At 61.1% G+C, this 21,342-nt stretch carries 16 protein-coding genes; 7 read left to right on the top strand and 9 right to left on the bottom strand.

From position 1 onward, the window contains the following. Positions 1-160 precede the first annotated feature (160 nt). Both AAF358_05860 and AAF358_05855 read left to right on the top strand, forming a co-directional pair. Positions 161-1,654: an FAD-dependent oxidoreductase gene (locus tag AAF358_05860; GenBank protein ID MEM7705057.1), complete on the top strand. Its 1,494-nt coding sequence runs from the start codon at positions 161-163 to the stop codon at positions 1,652-1,654. Between the two features lie 33 nt (positions 1,655-1,687). Beyond that, positions 1,688-2,599, top strand: coding sequence for an alpha/beta hydrolase (locus AAF358_05855; GenBank protein ID MEM7705056.1), 912 nt, complete (start codon positions 1,688-1,690; stop codon positions 2,597-2,599). Positions 2,600-2,622: 23 nt separating this feature from the next. Here the strand turns inward: AAF358_05855 and AAF358_05850 are convergent, their stop codons facing one another. Further along, positions 2,623-2,985 (bottom strand): DUF3127 domain-containing protein, encoded by a 363-nt coding sequence (locus AAF358_05850; GenBank protein ID MEM7705055.1) that lies wholly within the window; start codon positions 2,983-2,985, stop codon positions 2,623-2,625. An 18-nt stretch (positions 2,986-3,003) separates the two neighbouring features. On the opposite strand from AAF358_05850, the gene AAF358_05845 reads away from it, so the two are divergent. Beyond that, positions 3,004-3,588: a GntR family transcriptional regulator gene (locus AAF358_05845; GenBank protein MEM7705054.1), complete on the top strand. Its 585-nt coding sequence runs from the start codon at positions 3,004-3,006 to the stop codon at positions 3,586-3,588. A gap of 9 nt (positions 3,589-3,597) precedes the next feature. Further along, the gene (locus tag AAF358_05840; protein ID MEM7705053.1) at positions 3,598-4,434 is read left to right on the top strand and encodes a hypothetical protein; all 837 of its coding nucleotides are present in this window, start codon (positions 3,598-3,600) and stop codon (positions 4,432-4,434) included. 96 nt (positions 4,435-4,530) lie between these two features. On the opposite strand, the gene AAF358_05835 is transcribed toward AAF358_05840, so the two are convergent. Both AAF358_05835 and AAF358_05830 read right to left on the bottom strand, forming a co-directional pair. Continuing rightward, on the bottom strand, positions 4,531-5,145 hold the full coding sequence (locus tag AAF358_05835) for an Npun_F5749 family FMN-dependent PPOX-type flavoprotein (GenBank protein ID MEM7705052.1): 615 nt from the start codon (positions 5,143-5,145) through the stop codon (positions 4,531-4,533). A gap of 69 nt (positions 5,146-5,214) precedes the next feature. Further along, positions 5,215-6,681 (bottom strand): S41 family peptidase, encoded by a 1,467-nt coding sequence (locus tag AAF358_05830; GenBank protein ID MEM7705051.1) that lies wholly within the window; start codon positions 6,679-6,681, stop codon positions 5,215-5,217. Positions 6,682-6,812: 131 nt separating this feature from the next. On the opposite strand from AAF358_05830, the gene AAF358_05825 reads away from it, so the two are divergent. The 3 genes from AAF358_05825 to AAF358_05815 all read left to right on the top strand — a co-directional run bounded on the left by AAF358_05825 (position 6,813) and on the right by AAF358_05815 (position 11,060). Further along, on the top strand, positions 6,813-8,078 hold the full coding sequence (locus tag AAF358_05825; protein MEM7705050.1) for a winged helix-turn-helix domain-containing protein: 1,266 nt from the start codon (positions 6,813-6,815) through the stop codon (positions 8,076-8,078). 81 nt (positions 8,079-8,159) lie between these two features. Further along, positions 8,160-9,065 carry a hypothetical protein gene (locus tag AAF358_05820; GenBank protein MEM7705049.1) on the top strand — a complete coding sequence of 302 codons (906 nt, stop codon included), beginning with the start codon at positions 8,160-8,162 and terminating at the stop codon, positions 9,063-9,065. 123 nt (positions 9,066-9,188) lie between these two features. Next, entirely contained in the window at positions 9,189-11,060 is a 1,872-nt protein-coding gene (locus AAF358_05815; GenBank protein ID MEM7705048.1) for a response regulator, read from the top strand. 98 nt (positions 11,061-11,158) lie between these two features. Here AAF358_05815 and katG read toward each other — a convergent pair whose 3' ends face one another. The 6 genes from katG to truC all read right to left on the bottom strand — a co-directional run bounded on the left by katG (position 11,159) and on the right by truC (position 21,292). Then, complete coding sequence (gene katG, locus AAF358_05810) at positions 11,159-13,414, bottom strand: catalase/peroxidase HPI (GenBank protein ID MEM7705047.1); 2,256 nt, start codon at positions 13,412-13,414, stop codon at positions 11,159-11,161. 180 nt (positions 13,415-13,594) lie between these two features. After that, a complete protein-coding gene (locus tag AAF358_05805) occupies positions 13,595-14,674 on the bottom strand; it encodes a M14 family metallopeptidase (GenBank protein ID MEM7705046.1) in 1,080 nt (359 codons plus the stop codon). Between the two features lie 21 nt (positions 14,675-14,695). After that, positions 14,696-17,851, bottom strand: coding sequence for a glycosyl hydrolase (locus AAF358_05800; GenBank protein ID MEM7705045.1), 3,156 nt, complete (start codon positions 17,849-17,851; stop codon positions 14,696-14,698). A gap of 75 nt (positions 17,852-17,926) precedes the next feature. After that, entirely contained in the window at positions 17,927-19,030 is a 1,104-nt protein-coding gene (locus tag AAF358_05795) for a class II histone deacetylase (GenBank protein ID MEM7705044.1), read from the bottom strand. 109 nt (positions 19,031-19,139) lie between these two features. Then, complete coding sequence (locus AAF358_05790) at positions 19,140-20,447, bottom strand: agmatine deiminase family protein (GenBank protein MEM7705043.1); 1,308 nt, start codon at positions 20,445-20,447, stop codon at positions 19,140-19,142. 98 nt (positions 20,448-20,545) lie between these two features. Continuing rightward, positions 20,546-21,292, bottom strand: coding sequence for a tRNA pseudouridine(65) synthase TruC (gene truC, locus AAF358_05785; protein MEM7705042.1), 747 nt, complete (start codon positions 21,290-21,292; stop codon positions 20,546-20,548). Positions 21,293-21,342: the final 50 nt, after the last annotated feature.

The following is a 21,342-nucleotide window of genomic DNA, read 5'->3' as shown; positions in this document are numbered from 1 at the left end:
GCCGCGTGAACCTGTCCGCGCAACGTCGGGCGCACGATCGCCATTAAATCATCGATTGCCGATGCCCGTCCTTTGCCGAGTGGGTTGTGATCCATTAGTGTGAAGCGACCCCAGTCGTGCTCGAAGCAGCACGCCAGCAGATTAAACGGGAGGGAGGCTGATGGGCAACCGGGATCCAAATGGCGTCGCGAAAACGCTGAAGCGCAGAGACTTTCTGGCGGCCGGCGCTGGAGCATTGGCCGGTGTTGGGCTGGGCGGACGCGTGCGCGCGGAGACGCAAAAGGTCGACGTTGCGGTGCTCGGTGCGGGACTGTCGGGGCTTTATGCTGCCATGCTGCTGCAGGAGCTCGGCGCCTCGGTGCAGGTGCTCGAGGCAAACGATCGCGTGGGCGGGCGCTGCCTGACCGCCAGGGATTGGTTTCAGTCTCCCGACCTCGGCGCGTCTCAGATCGGCGGGAGCTACGCTCGGATCCTGGATATGTGTCGTCGACTCAACATCGAGCTTGGTCCGGGTTCGCACGTCAACGCGCCATACACGCCGGTGATTGGAGGCAAGCTGGTCGACGCTGAGCAATGGGCGGAATCGCCGCTCAACCTGACGGAAGGCGATGAGCGCGAGGTGCCGCCGCACACGCTGTTTAGCTTCTACATCGGTAAACGCTCGCCGTTTACCGAATTGGACGACTGGCGTGGCCCCGAAGCTGCCGAGTACGACATCTCCATCACGGACTGGCTCAAACGTCAGGGAGCCTCGAAAGAGGCGATACGTTTGATGTATGAGTCGAGCGGCCGCAGCCCGATGCACGAAAAAAGCGTGCTACGCATGCTGCAGGAAACCACGCGCGGGCGCGTTGAGATCAATCGCGTGACCCCGGAGCAACGTAAGACGCTGGATCAGTACGAGATCGCCTCGATTATCTCGTCACACATCGTCGGCGGGACAACGCGTTTGACCGACGCCATGGCTGCTGAGCTGGGCGACAGCGTGCGGCTGGGCAGCCGCGTGGTATCTGTTGAGCAAAGCAGCAACATAAATACCGTGACGCTGGCTGACGGCTCGACCGTCAACGCCGGCTTTGTACTGAGCGCGCTGCCGTTCAGCAGCCTGCGCAAAGTCTCCTTCGATCCGCCGCTGAAAGGCGCTCAGGCGGAAGCGGTTGACCAGATGCCCTACAACAATCAAAGCCAGATCTGGCTGCGGGTGAAAGCCCCCTACTGGGAAGAGGACGGTCTGGGTGCCTCCATGTGGACCGACGGACCGCTGCAGTACGTTCGGCAGCAAATTAAGCCGGATGGCTCCCGCGAGCTGATGAGCGCCATCTGCTCTGCCGAGAAGGCGGCATTCCTGGACGCCATGCCGCCTGACGAACGAGGCCGCTTTGCCCTCAAGGAAATTGAGCGTATCCGTCCTTCAGCTGCCGGCAAGCTGGAGGTGATCGGCGTTCACTCCTGGGCACAGGGAGCCAACGCCGGTGGCTGCAGCTTTGAGCTGCCGGTCGGTCGCGTCAACGCCTGGGTCAACGCAATGAGCAAGCCTCACGGCCGGGTACATTTTGCCGGAGAGCATCTCCGCCAGCTCGAGCTGGGAATGGAAGCGGCCATGGAAACCGGCGAACGCGCCGCCATGGAGATCGCCCAAACTCTGCTGGCATGATGCCTGCCCGTTGAACCGCCTGGAGTGGAAGGCATGAGTTTTAACCAGCGTCGGCGGCTGCTCGCGTCGCTGCCGGGGATCGTGGCGCTCCCGCTGTCAGGGATCGGCTTAGCGCGTGCAAGGTCAATAGGACCCGGCCCACCGGTGGGGGAGCCATGGCCCGAAATGACGGAGGCTGTCGCAACCTCTTCCGACGGTACACCCATCTTTTACCGATACGGCGGCGAGGGTGCGGTCACGGTGCTGTTTGTCCATGGCTGGAGCTGCAACCACACATTCTTTGGGCCACAGTTTGGGCCGATCAGCCGGAGGTATCGATTTGCCGCGATGGATCTGGCGGGTCACGGTCAGTCGGGTCCTCGCCAGCAGCACACCGTTACCGCATTCGCTGAAGACGTGCTGGCGGTGGCAGCTCGATTTCCCGGGCCGCTGGTGCTGGTGGTGCACTCCGCGGGAGGCCGCGTCGCCTGTCACGTAGCCCCCCGGCTCGAGGAACGGCTCCTCGGCATTGTGGGGTTTGATACCTTTCAGAACCTCGGCCTGCCTGCACCTACCGAGGAACGGATCAACGCCTCGCTGGCTGCGCTGAAAAAAGACTTTGTCGGTCGCGTCGAGCAATCGATGTCGTTCTTGCTGCCTGAAAACGCTGATCCAGATCTGCGGCGATGGATTTTCACGCAGATGTCCAGCACCCACCGCGACCAGGCGATTGCCGCGTCCGCAGCGTTCGCCAGCGACGACCCTGCGGCAGCTGTCACCGGCTTTAGCAAACCTGTCTGGGCGCTGAACTCAGATGGCGTCCCAACCAACGTTGAGCAGATTCGACAGGTTATGCCTCGCTTCAATGCCCAAGTACTTATCGGTCAGAGTCACTTCCTTCACCTGGTGAATCCGTCGCTGCTCAATGACCGTTTGCTATCGAGGTTGGAACAGCTCACCGGCTGAGCCGCGAACATCCGTCGCCTGCTTCAAAAGGGGACGTCGTCGTCGAAGTCGGGTGGCGTTTCGCTGCGCGGCTCATAAGGCTGGCTGGCCTCGGCCGGCGGTGGACCGTCCTGACCCTGCTCGTCTCCTGACTGGATCCGCCAGGCTTTGACGTCGGTGTACCAGCGGCCGTTGTACTCACGGCTTTGCAGGTCGAAGTGCACCGTCAGCTCCTGGCCTTCCTGAATCCCAAACTCATCAATCTTGTCGCCCCAGGCCATAAAGCAGACCTGCTTGGGGTAGTCGCCCGGCATTTCGATGACGTATTCCTGCTTTCGCCAGGGCCCCCGCTGAGACGTGCCGGACTGCTCCGGCAGCACCTGGATGATTTTGCCTGTTAATTCCAAGGGAACAGAACTCCTGTGTTGGGTCGTGACAGCCGCAAGGCTGTTTTTTGCCGGCCGCTATCCTACCTGATTGCGACGCGAGTCGCGGCTTCAGTTTTGGTTGGCGATGTTGCGAGAGCCTTGCGCTTGCGTGCCAGCACTTCGACCAATGATCTGCTGTTGAATTGCATTTTCAGAGGATATGTGTACCATTACCACACATGGTACATATGGTGCGCCGCTGAAATGGACATCACAATTGATCTTGAAAGCCCCGAGCCGCTCTACGCGCAGCTCATTGCTCAGCTGAAAAGCGTGATTGAGCGGGGCCACAAGAAGCCCGGTGATCCGCTGCCTTCCATTCGCCAGCTGGCTAATGACCTCGATCTGAACAGCAAGACGGTGGCGAAGGCCTATCGTCTGCTGGAACGGGATCGCCTGATACAGGCAAGAGGGGTCCGAGGAACGTTTGTTCATCCTCAGGCGAGTATCGAGGACAGCCTCGATATCGCCACGCTGGTCCTGGATCAGCTCACAAAAACGGTCAGCAGGCTTCGCGAAATGGGTGCCACCGAATCCGAAATCCGCATTGGCTTCAGCCAAGTCATGAAGCAACCTCGTTAGGACACTGATATGCACAATCAACCGTTATTTTGTCTCGCCTTTTTTTGCCAGATTGTTCTGATTTCCGGCTGGATGGCACGCAAAAGCGTCAGCAACATGCGCGCCGTACAGCGAGATTATCCGCCGTCTGAATATCCGCGGCTTTATCCGTTTCCGCCGAAACACTATGCGCGGGTCCAGCGGCGATTTCTCACCGCCAACACCGTGGTCGGGTGTATCGGACTGATCATCCTGGCCGTTCTTCTCGGCACGCCGCGCGACGGCGCTTGGGACCACGCTATTGCGATCTGGTACGGCCTGCTCCAATACCTCCCGCTGGTGTTCTGGGAAGTCAGTCGACGCTCTGAGCTGCAGCTTATGCGCGATAGCGCCTCAACCCGAACCGCGCAGCTAACGCCCCGCCGCATGCTGGACGTGATTCCTCGCGGGCTTCTCGTTGTCGCCGGCGTTGTCTATCTGCTGCTGCTAGCGTTTGTGCCGTACGTCAATCAGTTCGGCTACGACTGGTTCGGCGGCTATTGGAACGTCGCGATTATCACAGCGATGAATCTGGGCTTCATGGGTGCCCTGTTCCTGCAGATACACGGGAAAAAGCTGGATCCCTACCTGGACCCGAGTGACCGCCAGCGACACCTGATGCAGCTCGCGCGGCTACTGCTCCTGATCAGTATTGCGGCGACGGTGTTTGCCATACTCAGCATTTCCCTGAAAGCCTTCGAGTTCGAACACCTCAAAGGGGTTTCGCACAGCCTCTACTTTCAGCTTCTTGCGCTGCTGTCCTTTTCGACGCAGCAGCCGCGAAACCTCGATTACACGGTTTACCGCGAGGGCCACTCCGCTGCCTGATCATCGGACTGTTGATCGGCGGAGGCCCGGCGCCGCCTTGCTGGCGGTGCCGGGCCAAACCCCTGGTCGGCACGCGTGGCGCCCGGGGTGAGTCGTCTAAGGATTCACAGACTCAGTCAGCCACTGACCATGAGGGTCCAGCCAGTAACGAGTCCGGCTTTGCGGTTCACCGCGAAGCTCCAGGTGATCAACCTGATCCGGCGTCAGCAGCAGCGCCGCAAAGTCCTCTAGCGGACGACGGCTGTCGGGAGGGTCCAGCTCGAAGGCCTCTTGTTCCGCCCGGGCTTTCGCCGGGTATGGCCAGGTGAACTGGCTACGCGCGCTGTCTGAGATGGACTGCCACAGCTGCACCCGCAGAGCTTCCAGCGGATTTGCAGGGGCGGTTCCGCCCGCTGCCATGACAAGTTCCACAGACCCCGACAGGCGGAACTGCTCCCGGGTCTTGGGAAAGTACCAGCAAGCTTCCGCTGCCGGATTTTGCTGGAGCTCTGGAATCTTTTCGCTGCGGCGATCGGTGATGAACTGAAGGGAGTTCCCAAACTGATCACCCTTATTGAACGGCTCGGCCACAAAGCCCCGAAACACAATCGTACGATTCGCCGGCAAACCGTTTCCCCGCACCGTCGCCAGCTGAAGGTAGCGTGCGGCGGGCAGGGCGCGATTGCGGTGCAGGGCGCGAGCAACAGGGGAACGCCAAGGTGCCAGAATCACAATTTAGGTTTTGTCCGCTTCAGCGTCGAAAAACTCGACGCCGTATCATCGTGGCTCAACGGCCTAACATCAATCCGCTTGGATTCTGGCGATTAGCGCTCTTAACACTTCGTCGTCGTGCCTCGCGACAATCGGTGAACGGATGACCCAGTCAGGTGTTACGCCGTCCGACCGCCGCTCCCCGGATGGACGGATGATGTGCGCCTTGGGAAAGCCCACCTCAATGCCGGTGTTTGGCAGCGTGAACTGTTCCATGGCGCCATAGGTGGTGGCCATGTCCGAGGTCTTTTCGCCGGCGATAATGCCCAGGTTGTAATCCTGGATGATCGCTGCCACGTTGACGGCATTGGAATAGCTGTGCCGATTGATCAGCGCGAAGACCCTTCCGGTAAACCGTTGTCCCTCGCGGGGCTGCGCATAGGGGATGTCGAACCCAAACGACTCTCCCCTCGGCACGGCGGCATACTGCTTGGCAAACAGCGTCGAGACGCTTTCCACCGCGCCTGCCTGCTGTTCCAGTCGGTTGGCGTTTGACGCCGCCGCTTCATCGCTGGAGCGAATCAAAAAAGCCGAGCAAAAGCGGAAGGGTTCATCAGCGATCCAGGCCAGCATCAGGTCGCTGAACGAATTGTCGCCCCCCGGGTTCTCCCGCAGGTCGATGATGAGCTGCTGTGCTCCGTCGGCGATGAGGCTCTCGAAGGCTTGATCAATGAATACACCAAAAGCCGTGTTGTCCCACGCTTGGTTGGGTTGCTCCGCGTTGTAGAACGGACCGGGCCGCAGGTAGCCGATGTTTGGGCTAACCATCCGGTGACTGCGTTCATTGCTGTCGAGCGCAAAAGCCTCCTCAAGATCGGCAGCAACCTTTTGCTGGGCTTCGCGCGTGGTGGCTTTGACCGTTGCCTGTTCCAACTTGCCGTCGCGCCGAAGGGTGAGCTCGAATTGGTCGATCTCACCGGCGACCGCCCAGAGCTCGCGCGGAAAGGTGAATTCCTGCAGCGAATGGGCGATATAGGGCGTATCAGCCGAAATCAGCTCGCCGGTACGCGCCAGCCAGGCCGACATCGGCTGATCGTTGATCGCGACGATTTCGTCGCCGGCCTTGATGCCTTGATTACCCGAGTAGTTTTCGCCGACGTACGAAACGCCGTCCACAATGCGTAGATAGATCGGGAACGTGCGCCCGCCGCGGCCACGGAAATCGTCAAACGCCGCGGTGGGAAACTCGATTCGTGCATGGGCTACGTTGCCGTAGGCGGCGAAACGCTGGAAGGCCAGCTGTGTTTCCAGCCGCGTTCGGGGCTGGGTAAAACCCGCTGACATCGTATCGTAGAGCTCGTCGTAGGCCGTCTTGTCTCGATGAGCATAGAGATCGGCGTGGGCGCTCTTAAGCCCGCGGTACAGGGTCGAGAAGTCATCACGGAGCTGCGTTGGCTCGAACGTCTCCTGCCAGTCGACTTCCGAGGCGTCAGCCAGTCCGATAGCCCCTGCGAGGGTCAAAGCAAAGCTGAGAAAATGCCGCGTTGTTTGATGCATGTTGAGTGCGCTCACGTTGAAAGGCCGCCAGTAAACCGGACGCCCGGGGCGCCGACCATGTCGGCAGGGTCCTGTTTTCCTGACCAAACCCTGACATTATAAGAATCAGCGACTTATGGGATAATTTGGGCATGTCTCAGGACGTCATGCAGACTTTGCCTCAAACCGGTTCCCAGCTTTCCTCCTTTCGATTAGGACCCTGGAAGGTCGACCCCACCACCGGTAGGCTCCGATCAGGCGCCGAGCAGCGGTCGCTCGAACCCAAGCTGATGGAGCTGCTGGTGCTTCTCGCCGGTGCGCCGGGCCAGGTGCTGTCTCGCGATGAGATCGAAGCGGCAATCTGGGGTGAGGTGATTGTCGGTGAAGACACGGTCGCTCGAGCGGTCTCCCGGCTGCGTCGAGCCTTGGGGGATTCGGCGCAGGCGCCGCGCTTTATCGAGACGTTGCCCAAGCGAGGTTATCGGCTGATTGAGACGGTTGAGGAGCTCGCACCGGAGAACGACAGACGGTCAATGCAGGGCACGTCCCGTTGGCCCCTGGCAGCGGCCGGTGGACTGCTCGCGATCGGGCTGCTTTGGGTCCTTTGGACGTTTGACGGGCTGACGCCGGATTCCGCCGCAGGTTTTGATCAGCAAATTGCCCGTGCTGACGATCTCTATATGCGGTTTACCCGGGCTGACAATGAAGCCGCCATTGGGTTATACGAGCGCGTGCTCGCCGAGCAGCCCGACCACAGCGGGGCCCAGGCGGGTCTGGCCAACGCCCTGGTGCAGCGTGTGGTGCGCTGGCCCCGAAGCCCCTCAGTGGAGGGTGCCAGTTCGCTGGGTGAGGCGTTGGGCCGTGGCCTGACTCGTGGACCTGAGGCCCGGGCGATCCTGACAAGAGCGGAGGGGATGGCCGAACGAGCGGTCCGGCAGGCGCCCCAGGATCCAGACGCGCTGAAGGCGCTGGCATTTACGATCACCGCTAAAGGAGAACTCGATCGAGCGGCGGCGCTCTACCAGCAGGTTGTTCAGCTGGACGGGGACGCCTGGGCAGCGCAAATCAACCTGGGCGAAATAGCCTCGCTGCGGGGCGAGCCGACTGTCGCGATCAAACACTATGAAGAGGCCTGGGCGTCCATGACGCGGGCCTATGACTTTGAGCCGCAGCGGGTGGGGCCGTGGCAGGCGGCCCTGGGTGTGGCGATTGGTGAGCGCTATGATGCGCTCGGCAAGGCCGCAGATGCTGAGCTGTGGTATCGCCGGGTGCTGACCTTGGCGCCGTTTGAACCGGAAGCGACATCCCGTCTGGCGAAGCTACTTGCCGACGCCGGTGACGCTACTCAGGCCAAAGCCCTTTGTGCGGAGCTCGCTGAGCGGGTAGGCGTGTATCCGGGCTGCGCGGCAGAACGCTAGGATTTCCGTCGGTCTGACTTTTGGATCTTTTCACCGGCGCCCGGCTCACCTAGCCTGGCGTACTTTTACGGAGGGTTTGTTGTGCGCCAACTTTTCTGCCTCGCGTTTCTGATCTCGCTGTCCGTTTCGGCCCAGGAGGAGTGGCCTCCACTGTCCGGTCCTTACCTGGGCCAAGAGCCGCCGGGCATGAAGCCAATCGTCTTTGCGCCCGGCTTGGTTTCTCTTGAGGGAGAGCGGGAGCTCAATGCAGTCTTTTCGCCGAACGGGCGGATTTTCATGTTCACCCGGACCATCGATGGCACCTTCAAGATGTTCTATAGCTCCCAGCAGGATGACGGCTCCTGGCGCGAGCCGCAGATGGCCCCGCCGTCAAAGACCTACCCCGCCCATCGAGACGCGGACATGGCTTTCTCGCCCGACGGCGGCTGGGTGTATTTCATTTCCGACCGTCCCTTGGCCGGCTATTCGCTGGATCGTTACAACATCTGGCGTAGCCGGCTAACGCGTCACGGGCTGCTGACCCCGGAGCCGCTGGGGTCCCACCTCAACGGCCCCGGTCATGAGCTCTACCCCTTGCTGGTCGCTGACGGCAGCCTCTATTTTTCAGCCGAGCGCGATGACACCCTCGGCAGGCGCGACAGCTACCGCGCTCAGTACAAGGACGGCGAGTTCGAAACGCCGGTCAATCTGGGGCCCGGCATCAATGGTCCAACCGACGAAGGCGATATCTACGTCAGCCCCGAGGAAACCTACATTATTCACGTGTCAGCGGAACGGCCCGACAGCCTGGGCAGCGGCGATCTGTACGTCAGCTTTCGTCAGGACGACGGCACCTGGGGTAAAGGCATTCATCTGGAAGACGGCATTAACTCTGAAGAATCCGACTACTGCCCGATGGTCACGCCGGACGGCAAGTATTTTTTCTTCACTCAGGGCGAAGACATCATGTGGATGGACGCCGCGGTGATCGACAAATACCGGCCATGAAGATCCCTCTGACAGCCGGTCGAAACCCGCATCGTCTCAAGCTTGCTGTCGCCCGAGGCTCAAAGTTTTGCCTGGTCGGCCGATTATTCCTGAATGAATGTCGATATCATCAGTCCAAACCGCATGACTGAATCCAGCTCAGACTCCGGAGCAACGAATGAAAAGAAGTCTCCGGCGGTGCCGGATCCGTCTGCCTGGATTGCGCGCTTTAACTTCGATCTGCGCAACGGGCTCAACGCACTCCTGAGCGCAGCGACTCTGCTGAACGACACGTCGATGGACGGCGAGCAGGCTGAGCTGGTGTCGGTGATCGAGAAAGAGGGTGCGGATCTTCGTAACCGCATCAATCAGCTGATCGACCTCAACGATATCGAAACCGGGCTCGCAGAACTCGAAGACGCCGAGATTTTTGTGCCCAACCTGCTCGAGGAGCTCGTGGACCTCTATCGGGTCCAGGCAGCTGATCGAGATCAGACGATCCGGGCTCAGGTATCCAGGGCCGGATCGCGCTGGGTTCAATGTGATCCTGGGCGGCTTCGGCAGGTTCTCATCAACCTGGTTGAAAACGCGGTGCTTTACGCCAATCCAGGCGAGATCCGCATCGCGGCAGGGCGTTCGACAGGGAACGTCATCATCAGCGTCCGTGATCAAGGGCCAGGGTTGCCTGAAGGACTCGTGGACCTCATCAACGGCAAGCCGGGACCCGGGCTGCCGGTTGAGCCTGGCCTTGGGCTTTACGTCGCCATGAAAGGGGCGGCCATGCTGGGCGGCAGGCTGCTGGCAAAGGCGAGTGACGACGGAACCCACATCAATTTGATCCTGCCTGGCGCGATCGTCACGTCCAAAAAAGATGGCGCGATGAACCGGCTGCGCCAGGCGGCTCGCGAAACCCAGGTACGGCTCGCCAATGCCACCGCAGAGCAGGAAACGGGGCTCACCGATTTGCTCAGCGATTGGGGTTTGAGCCGGGAGCGAGAATCTCGCTCCGAAGCAAGAGCCGTGCTCGTCGACCCGCAGGCGTCAGAAATCAACGACGTGTTGGCTGGAACCGAGGCCGAGCTGGTGGTGGTGCTCTGCACCAGCGATGAGTCGCTGAACGCGCTGCAGGCCAATGAGCATCCAAGCGCTTTTATCTTTCGTTACCCCGAATCGAACTACCGACTCCTGCGGCAGACCCTGCTGCCTCAGCACGAGCGTGAACGGGCTGGTTTCTGGGGCAAAGACGACGACGGCGGGCGGCGGGTGTTGGTGGTCGACGACAGCACCGCGAACCAGATGGTGACCGCCAGCATGTGCCGTAAGCTCGGCCATCGTGTGACGACCGTAAGCTCCGGCCGGGAGGCGATTCAGACGGCCAAGCAGGTGCCGTTTGACGTGATCCTGATGGACATTCAAATGCCGGGAATGGACGGCATCGAGGCATCGAGGGAAATTCAGCGAGATGCCGTCGGCAAAAATCTGGCACCGCTGATTGCGGTAACGGCCAATACCCTGTCGGTCGACCGCGAGGCCTGCGAGGAAGCCGGCATGGTTGACTACCTCGCCAAACCGGTTGACCGGGAAAAGCTCAAGCAGACCATCGAACATTGGGGCACGCGCACGCAGACGATGCGAGACCAGGAGCAGCTGCGCGAGCTCAACGCGATCCCAATCTTTGAGCCGGGTGATCTGAAGCGCCTGGAGAAGGAGGTCGATCGGTCGATTATTCCTGAGATCGCCAACGCGTTTCTCAAAGAAGCGCGCGTGCGGCTTGCGCAAATCAAGCTGGCGCTGGCCGAAGAGCGCGTCGAGGAAATTCCGCGTCATGCGCACCCCATTAAGAGCGCAGCGCAATCCTTTGGTGCCAGGCGCCTCATGCAATGGACTCAGTATCTTGAGACGGCTGGGAAAGCGGGCAACCGGCGCGGCATTGATGCGGTATTCGCCGACGTGGAGAGCTGTCTAGCTCGCACCCAAGAGCAGCTGGTGGGTCATCTGAATGACCAGGAAGTCTAGCGCCCCTCAGTCGTTGCTGTCGTGAAGGGTCGATCCCAAAAAGAATGCCCCGAAGGCGCTCGGCCTCCGGGGCATTTGTCTTGCGTTTGACCTAAAACTTAGAGGTCGTGCTTCATATCGAAGCGGTCCAGGGTCATCACCTTAGTCCACGCGTCGACGAAGTCACTCACGAAACGCTCCTGGCTGCCGCTGTAGGCATAGCTTTCGGCGATGGTCCGCAGCTCTGCATTGGCACCGAAGACCAGGTCGACTGACGTTGCCGTGAACTTCTGCTCACCGCTGGCCCGATCAAGACCGCGATAGACGCCCGGCTCTGAGCCCTTTTCCCAAACCGTGGACATGTCCAGCAGATTGACAAAAAAGTCGTTGGAGAGCGTGCCGGGCTTGTCCGTCAGGACGCCGTGGGCAGCACCGCCAGCGTTAGCGTTAAGCGCGCGCAGGCCGCCGATCAGCACCGTTGTTTCCGGCACGGAGAGGTTCAGCTGATCAGCGCGATCCACCAGCATCTCGGTGGGAGAGCGGTAGGCCTTCTCAGCGTTGAAGTAGTTGCGGAACGCGTCGGCATCCGGCTCGAGTAGCGCAAACGACTTCACATCGGTCTGTTCCTGGCTTGCATCGGTGCGGCCGGGGACAAACGGGACTTCGACGTCCACACCCGCCGCCTCGGCGGCATCTTCGATACCCGTGGCGCCTGCCAGTACGATCAGGTCGGCCATGGACACGTCAGCGCCGCGGCCTTTGTTGAAGTCGTCCTGTACACCTTTCAGTCGGGCCAGGGTGCCGGCAAGCGCTGCCGGATCGTTAGCCGCCCAGTCTTTCTGCGGAGCGAGCGCGATCCGGGCGCCGTTGGCGCCGCCACGCATGTCGCTGGCACGGAAGGAAGACGCTGCCGCCCACGCGGTGCGAACGCGCTCTTCAACCGTTACACCGGAGTCGCGTATGGCCGACTTCAGGCGAGCGATATCACGCTTGCTGATCACCGCACCTTCTTGCGCCGGTACCGGGTCTTGCCAAATCAGTTCATCTTTGGGGAACGCGTCGCCGAGATAGCGATTGCGCGGACCCATATCGCGGTGGGTCAGCTTGAACCATGCCTTGGCAAACGCCAGCCGATACTCTTCCGGGTCGGCCAGAAAGCGCTCGGCGATGGCGCGATAGGCTGGGTCGGCCTTAACCGCGAGGTCAGCGGTGGTCATCACCGGCGAGTTGAACTTGCCTTTGACGTGCGCGTCGGGCACCGACTTGTGCAGACCCTCGTCAACGGGGATCCACTGGATCGCGCCGGCCGGGCTGCGAACCTCCTTCCACTCGTTGTTCAGCAGGTTGGACAGATAAAGCGTGGTCCACTGCGTCGGGGCTTGAGTCCAGGCGCCTTCCAGGCCGCTGGTGACCGTGTCTTCCGAGTGGCCTTTACCGCACTGGTTCTTCCAGCCGATGCTTTGATTTTCGATACCGGAGCCGGCGGGGTCAGCGCCGACGCAGTCGCCAGGCTTGTGCGCGCCGTGCATCTTGCCGAAGGTGTGACCACCGGCGATCAGAGCGACGGTTTCTTCGTCGTTCATCGCCATCCGGCCAAAAGCAACACGAATGTTTCGCGCAGAACCCTGCGGGTCAGGCTTGCCTTTTGGTCCTTCCGGGTTGACGTAAATCAGGCCCATGTGGGTAGCACCCAGGGGGCGCTGGAGCTGACCGTTTTTGTCTTCGCGGTCGCTGGCCAGCATCTCAACCTCTGGGCCCCAGTAAACCAGGTCCGGTTCCCATTCATCGGTGCGGCCACCGGCGAATCCGTAGGTTTGGAATCCCATGTTCTCCAGAGCCACGTTGCCAGCCAGAACCATCAGGTCGCCCCAGGACAGGCGCTCACCATACTTCTGCTTTACCGGCCAAAGCAGGCGGCGGGCCTTGTCGAGGTTGCCGTTGTCAGGCCAGCTATTGAGCGGGTCAAACCGCATCTGGCCGCCGTCACCACCACCGCGGCCGTCGAGCGTGCGGTAGGTGCCCGCGCTGTGCCATGACATACGAATGAAAAACGGGCCGTAATTGCCAAAGTCCGCCGGCCACCAGTCTTGCGAGGTGGTGAGGAGCGCGTTGATGTCTCCTTTGACTTCGTCCAGATCGAGCTGTGCGTAGGCTTCGGCATAGTTGAAGTCTGCGCCCAACGGGTTGGAGCGGTTGTCATGGTCGCGTAGCGGCGCGAGGTCCAGCTGATCAGGCCACCAGAACTGGTTAGACTTTGCTGCGGTTGGCTGAGCCTTGCCCATACCCATTTCGCTTTCCTGACTCAGCGCAACCTGCGTGCTGAGCAGGGCCGCGACGGCAGCGGCCAGCTTCAATTTCTGAAATCTCATGGTGATTGCTTACTCCCGGTTTGGTCGGCGCAACGCGCCCGAAAATGACTTGCAGAGGTTATGGTGAACGCAGACGAATGTAACAGCCGGGCTTCTATAAATTAAATCTAAAGTTTTTATGGGCTCGATAGGATCGGTATATGAGAGGCTGGTAGCGAACGAAAGATCAATCACTTAGCTGTCGGCTCATGCCGCGAGCCGGGCCAGCGCGATTTCCTGGGTATCAATCCCTCGAGACCAGACCATGGTTTTCCAGTCGTCGGCGTCCTGATAGAAAGCGTCTCTCGCCTGGCGCTTAATCTGCTTGCCCAGGTCGGAGTTGATATCGCCGTGAGCATGGAGCCAGTTGTCGGCCCGCAGCGCCGTCAGCACCTGTGACAGCGGCTGAGTGCCGTACTCCAGCACGGTTGCCGTGACCTGCGCATGGGAGAGATAGCGGACCCAGGCTTCCATGTTGGTGCCGTGCAGAGGGGCGGACGTCGAGCTGGCGTCATGAATTGACGTGACGTCGCCCCACCAGTCCTGAGAGCGGTCCCAGGCGGGTTCCCCGGGGCTGCCGACGCCGATCCGCTCGCCGTAACCGCGCGGGCCAAGACCCGTGTGATAGTCGATGAGGGCAACCTTTTTGCCGCTGGCGAGATACCGATCGAAAATGGCTTCCGTCGTGATTCGCGACCAGCTTGGCTGCTGGCCGCCATAGAAGATGCCCTTCGGATCAACGTATTGACCCGAAGAGAGGGCGCTCTGCATCACCATTGGCGGAAGCTCGTCAATCAGGCGATTGATTTCGCTTGTGGTCTGGTCCGCAATCTCCCCGGACCACTGGTCAGGACAAATCAGATCGCGGTATTTCTCGTAGCCTTCGTTGACCGGCAGCGGTTGATCGAAATTGACGTAGTTCCGGTTGATATCGACATTTTCTTCCGTGGTTCGGCGCAGCCAGGCGAAGCCGAATGGATTGACGGCATGAATCTGCAGCAGGGCGGTGTGTGGTGGGAGGCGGCCGGCCCGTCCGCTGCGGAACCAGCCAACCTGGACCCCGGAGCCACAAAACCCCTCGGCGCCATGGGTGCCTGATAGGGTGACCAGCACCCTGGACGCATCTTCCGGGCCCAGCCAGGCAACGTCGGTGGAAAGCGCTTCCCCCGTCGGTCCTTTGGCCGGGTTATCGTAGCGAGTCAGCGCTGCGCCGGCGGCCTCGGCTGCCGCCAGAAACTTGTCGCGGGCTTCTGGATAGTCGCTCGCGAAATAGTTCGATATGGTCATTCGATTGGCACCGGTTGTGAGTCAGGAACTCGGTTTGGGTGAGACGGCGAGCAGGCCGGACTCGCTGGCGAGCTGGTTGTACGCCGCCAGATCTTTATCGAGGAGCTCGCGCAGCTGCCCGAGCTGCTCGGAGGCCTGTTCCCATAGGAGGTCGCGGACCTCCAGGGAGGCGGCGGTCGGCGGGTTGTCTCCAACGTTGGCCAGCGCCATCACGCCGGCAAGCTTGTCGTTGAGCTTGATGGGGTAGTTGAGCGGGTCCTGCCGACTTTCCATGCGCGTCTCGTACAGCGCCTTTTCCACCGCTGTCAGCGCTTCGGTCAGGGCTTCACCCTGTTCCTTTAGCTGAGCGAACGCCGGATCGTCGCCGACCCGGGCGCCGATCGCCTTGATCTGGCCACGGACCTCGCGCAGGCGCCGGATGGACTGATGCACTTCGGTGACTTTGTTCCGCAGATCCAGGGCAAAATCGAACTGCTGCTGAAAATCGTCGGGGGACGCGGCAGACCGGGGGTCAGCGCGAACGGTAAAGCTCACGGTTTGCGCTTGGTCGTCCATGGTTAAGGTGGCCCGATAGGTCCCCGGAACGGCCTTGGGTCCGCCGAGCGAGCCGTTCCAGAGCACCATCTTGTCGAACGTTTCAGCGCCGGGATAGCGCAGGTTCCAGACAAAGCGATTAAGGCCCGCTTCCGCTTCCAGGATCCGATCATCGTCAAACAGGTGCTTGGGATGGTCAGCGTCTTTGTCGTCTTCACCCTCGTCTGGTTTGCGGCTGAAGCGCCGGATCAGCTGGCCGTCATCGTCTTCGATATCGATCGTGAGCGCCGTCTCTGAAGGGAGCTCTTCACCCAGCAGATAGTGGAACACCACCCCAGCGGGCGGATTTTGACCGCGGTGTTTGGGCGCTTCCTGGCTGCCGTTCTGCAGGCGCCAGCCGTCTCGTGGCGGAAACAGGTGGGCCGCTTTTTCGAAGACGTCGTCATCCAGATTTCGGAGCAGCGAGATGTCGTCCAGCACCCAATAACCTCGGCCCTGAGTCGCGGCGATCAGGTCCCCCTCTTTGACCGCCAGATCGGTGATCGGCGAGACCGGGAGGTTTCGCTGGAACGGGATCCAGTCTTCGCCGTCATTGAATGAGGCGTAGAGTCCCGCTTCAGTGCCGGCGAACAGTAGGCCGGGGCGCTCATCGTCGGCCCGAATCACTCGCGTGAAGTGGTCGCTGGCGATACCGTCAACCACCTTCTTCCAGCGCCGCCCGTAGTCCCCGGTGCGGTAAAGGTACGGGCGGAAGTCATCGCTCTTGTAAGCCGTCGCCGCCAGGTAAAGCCCACCCGGCAGCGTCGGATGCGGCTCGATGCTGTTGATTTGAATTTCCCTGGGCAGGCCCGAGGGCGTCACGTCGTCCCAGTTTTCGCCGCCGTCGCGGCTGATGTGCACCAGTCCATCGTCAGAGCCGGTCCACAGGACGTCCGGTTCGACCAGCGACTCGGCGATAGCAAAGATGGTGCCGTAATACTCCACCGAGGTGTTGTCTTTGGTGATTGGCCCGCCCGAAGCTCCCTGCTGTTCTTTGTTGTTGCGCGTCAGATCCGGGCTGATTGCGCGCCAGGTCTGACCCTCATCATCCGACACAAACAGCACGTTGGCCGCCGCGTAAAGGCGACTGGCGTTGTGAGGCGAGAACTGTAGCGGGAAGTTCCAGTTGAAGCGGTATTTCAGCTCCGCTGCGCCCCAGCCCATCGGGTTGTCGGGCCAGACGTTCACGGCGCGGCGGTTGCCGCTGCGGTGATCCATACGGATCAGGTAGCCGCCGTACGAACCGCCGTAAACGATATCCGGGTCGTCAGGCTTGGCGACAATATGGCCGCTTTCACCCCCCGCGGTAGGCTCCCAGTCCCGTACGCTGATCGAGGGCCCAAAGGCCGACTCCGACCGAATTCGCACGGCGCTGTTGTCCTGCTGTCCGCCCAGCAGCCGATAGGGGAACGCATTGTCGACCGATACCCGATACATCTGTGAGGTCGGCTGGTTACTCTGGGTTGTCCAGTTGAGCCCGCCGTCAAAGCTGACGTTGGCGCCGCCATCGTTGGACTGAATCATCCGTTGAGGGTCCGCCGGATCGATCCACAGGTCGTGATTGTCGCCGTGGGGTGTCGGTACCTGCTCGAAAGACTTGCCGCCGTCACGCGACCGGTGGAAGCGCACATTCAGCACATAGACCGTATCTTCGTTGGCCGGGTCGGCGTTGATGCGCGTGTAGTACCAGGCACGCTGGCGCAGCTTTCGTTCTTTATTGACCCGCGCCCAGGTTTCACCGGCGTCGCGCGATCGAAATACCCCGCCTTCTTCGGCTTCGATGATCGCGTACACGTTGTCCGGGTTGCTGGCGGAAACCGATACGCCGATGATTCCGATCGGCCCTTCGGGCATGCCGTCAGCGTCCATTAGGTTTTCCCACGTGTCACCACCATCGGTTGATTTCCACAGCGCAGAACCCTCTCCGCCGCTCTCCAGGCTGTAGGGGGTTCGAAGAATCCGCCAGGTGGAGGCATAGAGAATTCGTGGGTTGGTGGGGTCCATCGCGAGATCCACCGCGCCCACCTCGTCGTTCACAAACAGCACCTTTTCCCAGGTTACGCCGCCGTCACGGCTGCGGAAGACGCCGCGCTCATCGTTCGGCCCGAACAGGTGTCCCATGGCGGCCACGTAAACTAGGTCCGGGTTGCGGGGGTGTATTCGAACCCGCGGAATATGTCGGGAGTCTTTCAGTCCGAGGTTAGTCCAGGTGCGACCAGCATCGCTGGATTTCCATAGGCCGTTGCCGTGAGACACGTTGCCCCGGACCGTTTTTTCGCCGGCTCCTACGTAGATGACGTTTGGGTCCCACTCGGATACGGCAACCGCGCCGATGGAACCGCCAAAAAAGCCGTCCGACACGTTGCCCCACGTTAAGCCCGCGTCCTGGCTCTTCCAGACGCCGCCACCGGTGCTGCCAAAGTAGTAGGTTTGTCGGTCCTGCGGAATGCCTGCGACGGCGGCTGACCTGCCTCCGCGATAGGGACCAACCTCCCGCCACTGCAAGCCCTCGAGCCGGTCGTCAGGGAGTTCGCTGACCTCGGCGAAAACGGGAGATGCGGCAAGCCAGGACAGCACCGCCGTCAGCAGCAGATGAATTTTCATGAAAGCCCCTCGGTAAAGAAGATAGAAAAACCTGTGGCGCCGGCATTCAATGCCCGGCGCCAGCATTATGCCGATTTAGCGCTGGCCGGCCAGATCGTCGACCCAGTCCTTCTGAAACGCGAGGGCCCGATCGCCGGGCTGCTGAGCACCAAAGAACTCAGTCTCGGGGTCTTCCACCAGCGGCTCGCTGCCGCTCAGCGCCTCGACAATGGCCTGCCCGCAGAACGGAACGTAGGCCTCGGCGTAGCCCCCTTCATGCACAATGGCCAGCTTGCCGCCGCAAAGCCGGTCGGCCGTCTCCATCATCATGCTTGTCATCGCCCGATAACTCTCGCCGTAAAGCATCTGGCGTGCCAGTGGGTCCACGGCGTTGGCGTCCAGGCCGCTGGCCACCACAATCAGGTCAGGCTTGTGAGCGTCCAGCGCCGGAATCACGAGCTTTTCCATCGCGTAGAGATAACACTCGTGACCGCTGCCGGCCGGGAGCGGGATGTTCAGATTAGTGCCTTCACCGGCACCGGCACCGCGATCTTCAAAGCCGCTGTAGCCGGGTGGGAAACAGCGATCCTGGTGCAGCGAGATCGTCAGGACGTCGCCACGCTCGTAGTAGATGGCTTGCGTGCCGTTGCCGTGGTGAACATCCCAGTCGACCACCGCAACGCGCTCGACGCCATGGCGGGCTTTCATCGCCTCGATCGCAATGGGAATGTTGGCGAACAGGCAAAAGCCCATCGGCTCCTCGGCCAGGCAGTGATGTCCTGCCGGCCGGCAAAGGGCGTAGGCATTGTCCGCATCCCCGGTGGTCACCGCCTCAAGGGCAGCGATGGCCAGCCCGGTGGAGAGGGAAGCAATCTCGAAGCCACCTTTGGAGAACGGGGCAAAAACGCCGAGCTCGCCGCCGTTTTCGTCGCTGAGCGCCTTGAACTCATCCAGATACTTGGCCGGATGAACGCGCAGCAGGTCATCGCGCGTGGCGGGCTTTGCCGAACGAACGCTGACCACCTGGTCCAGGCCGGAGGCGCGGATCAGGTTGACGATGCGGCGCTTCGATCCGGGCGTATCAGCGCCGTAGCTTCCGGCAGGTGGCTCGACCCAGTCGCCGATCGGCATAAACAGGGCTTGAACGCCCGTGCTGTGCCAGAAGGTACGTTCATCCGAATAGAAGTGCGTTGTGTTCATGGAGCCTCTCGCAGCCGGTTTGATTGATTCTTGGGATCAGGCGACACCGTGCGACGTTCGGCGAAAATGTTCAAGCCTCAAGGGTTTGTAGTTCCCTCACGTAAGGTGACTATCCCGTATGGCCTTGCCCGCTGGTCGCCGATTCAGCGTCCCCGAGGGCGGGCTGCTGCTGGGTCATACAGTGCATACCGCCGCCCCACCAGTTGATTGGCAGCGGGTTAATTCGCACCAGCTTACGATCGGGAAACAGCTCTGCGAGGACTTCACCCGCCCGCTGGTCGTCGGCTCTGACCGATTCGGGCAGGCCGTCCTGCCAATAGGCCGGCACGATGACCTTGTCATTGGTGATCACAAAGTTCATATAGCTGACGGCCGGCACGTGGGTCACCATTTCACTCGGCTCGAGGCCGGCCAGCGTCGCCCAGCCCGGTGGGATGGAAGGCATCCCTAGCGGCGCCTGGTAGCCAAACATGACGGGATTGGCTGCGGGCATGGTGATGACGTTCAGCGGTTGGTCGTCGACCGTTCGGGCCGCTCTTAAATCGGCCAGGTTGCTCCGCAGGATTTCGGCGTCCTTCGCCGCGAGCGGATCGTTCTCCGGTACGTCTCCTACCTGGGCGATGACCACGGTGGTTTCGTTGACGAAACGAGCGTACTCGTCCACGTGACCGTTCGCGCCCCAGCCAAAAACCTTGCCGGCCTTTTGGCCCGGTCGATCCGAGACCGGCGACCGGCTGAGCCAGATCATTTTCTGTTTGCCGTAGGTAGCCAGATAGTCCGCTTCGATCTCCGCCTGGGTCATGCCCGGGTTGCGCTGCATCGCGGTGTCGAGATAACCCATGAGCAGCGTGTCGGTAGCGTCCAGCGCACCGCCTTCGGATACGGCTCTACCCTTGACCATGCTGAGCGAGCGCTCCTGCGCATACCGATTGGCGGTGTCTTCCCGCGCTAGGCATTCCGCCAGGTAGGCGCCGATGACCTGCGGGTCGTAGCCATAGCAGGTCCAGGGTATATCCAGCACCCCCAGCTTCTTACCGTTGCTGGCAAAGCGAGGTCCAGCGTCCCGAACGAAGGGATCGCTGACAGGGGCGTAAAAGAAATCGATGCGCTCGAGCGGCAGCTTTGCCTCTACCAGCATTTGACGGGCATGAGCTTCGTCGGCCGCTTTCGAGACGAGCAGGGTTACGCGGCTGCCGCTCAGCATCTCGCTGATCAGCTGAACGCGAACCTGATTTTGGGCTGCCTCCAGCTGTCCGCCCGGCGAGTTCGGGGGTTCAGAAGGTGCCATCCAGCCCAGCCAGACACTCTCTTGTTTCTCCCACTCCGGCGGGTAGGAGAAATCGTCGGCAGCAGCGGTAGGCAGCAGTAGCAGGCTAATGAGGGAAAGCATGGTTGTCAGAATGAGCTTCTGTGTCATCGCGGGTCTCTTAAGCAATCCGGTGCAGGTCGATCTAGACAAAGTGAAATCGTACTCATAAACCACAATGCCAATCGCGGGAGAAAAGCACACCACCCTCAAAGGAAACTCGCGAGAGCACTCTTCCAGCCGAACTCGCTCAGCATACGCTCGAATGCTTCACCGGGCTTCGCTTCGATCGTGAGGGGGCGGCGGGTCATGGGGTGTGCCAGTTTGATGGCGGTACAGGCCAGGAGCAGGCGATGACAGGCGAAGCGACTGGCAAAGAATCGGTTGTGTACACCTTTGCCGTGGGTGCTGTCGCCGATTATGGGATGACCGAGGTGCTTCATGTGGCGCCGAAGCTGATGCTTGCGGCCGGTCTTGGGCTCAAGGTGCACCAGCGAGTAGCGGGTGTGCGGGTAGCGATCTACGCGGACCGCCAGTTCAACTTCGGCTACTCGTCGATAAAAGGTCTCCGCGGCCTGGGCCGGTTTGTCGCGGGTTGCCTTTTTGTCGGTCATTTTGTCCAGCTTTTCTTTGAGCGGGTGATTGATCACGCCCTCATCCTGGCACACCCCTCGCACTACGGCGAGGTAGCGCTTTTGTACCAGCCTCGATGCAAAGTGACCCGATAGCTCTCTCGCCCCCTCGCTGGACAGGGCAAACAGCAGCACTCCGGAAGTGGGTTTATCCAGTCGATGGACGGGGAACACTCGCTTACCCAGCTGGTCGCGGAGCAGCTGCAGGGCAAAACGCCTCTCGTGTCGGTCTACGGCGCTGCGATGGGTCAGCAGGCCGGGGGGCTTGTTGATGGCGACGAGATGGTCGTCAGCGTAAACGATTTCGAGGGCATCCTCAGGCACGAGCCGGAGCCTAACACGCGGTCCGGCGCTCAGCTGCACGGCGTGGTTCG

Source organism: Pseudomonadota bacterium (assembly GCA_039033415.1).
Taxonomy (GTDB): Bacteria; Pseudomonadota; Gammaproteobacteria; order Xanthomonadales; family SZUA-38; genus JANQOZ01.
The sequence above is the reverse complement of the archived record's forward strand: the minus strand, read 5'-3'. Positions and strand labels throughout refer to the sequence as shown.

Coding starts and splice junctions, on each gene's coding strand:
- AAF358_05860 (MEM7705057.1), top strand. CDS start 161: ATGGGCAACCGGGATCCAAATGGCGTCGCGAAAACGCTGAAGCGCAGA.
- AAF358_05855 (MEM7705056.1), top strand. CDS start 1,688: ATGAGTTTTAACCAGCGTCGGCGGCTGCTCGCGTCGCTGCCGGGGATC.
- AAF358_05840 (MEM7705053.1), top strand. CDS start 3,598: ATGCACAATCAACCGTTATTTTGTCTCGCCTTTTTTTGCCAGATTGTT.
- AAF358_05830 (MEM7705051.1), bottom strand. CDS start 6,681: ATGCATCAAACAACGCGGCATTTTCTCAGCTTTGCTTTGACCCTCGCA.
- AAF358_05825 (MEM7705050.1), top strand. CDS start 6,813: ATGTCTCAGGACGTCATGCAGACTTTGCCTCAAACCGGTTCCCAGCTT.
- AAF358_05815 (MEM7705048.1), top strand. CDS start 9,189: ATGACTGAATCCAGCTCAGACTCCGGAGCAACGAATGAAAAGAAGTCT.
- AAF358_05805 (MEM7705046.1), bottom strand. CDS start 14,674: ATGACCATATCGAACTATTTCGCGAGCGACTATCCAGAAGCCCGCGAC.
- AAF358_05800 (MEM7705045.1), bottom strand. CDS start 17,851: ATGAAAATTCATCTGCTGCTGACGGCGGTGCTGTCCTGGCTTGCCGCA.
- AAF358_05795 (MEM7705044.1), bottom strand. CDS start 19,030: ATGAACACAACGCACTTCTATTCGGATGAACGTACCTTCTGGCACAGC.
- AAF358_05790 (MEM7705043.1), bottom strand. CDS start 20,447: ATGACACAGAAGCTCATTCTGACAACCATGCTTTCCCTCATTAGCCTG.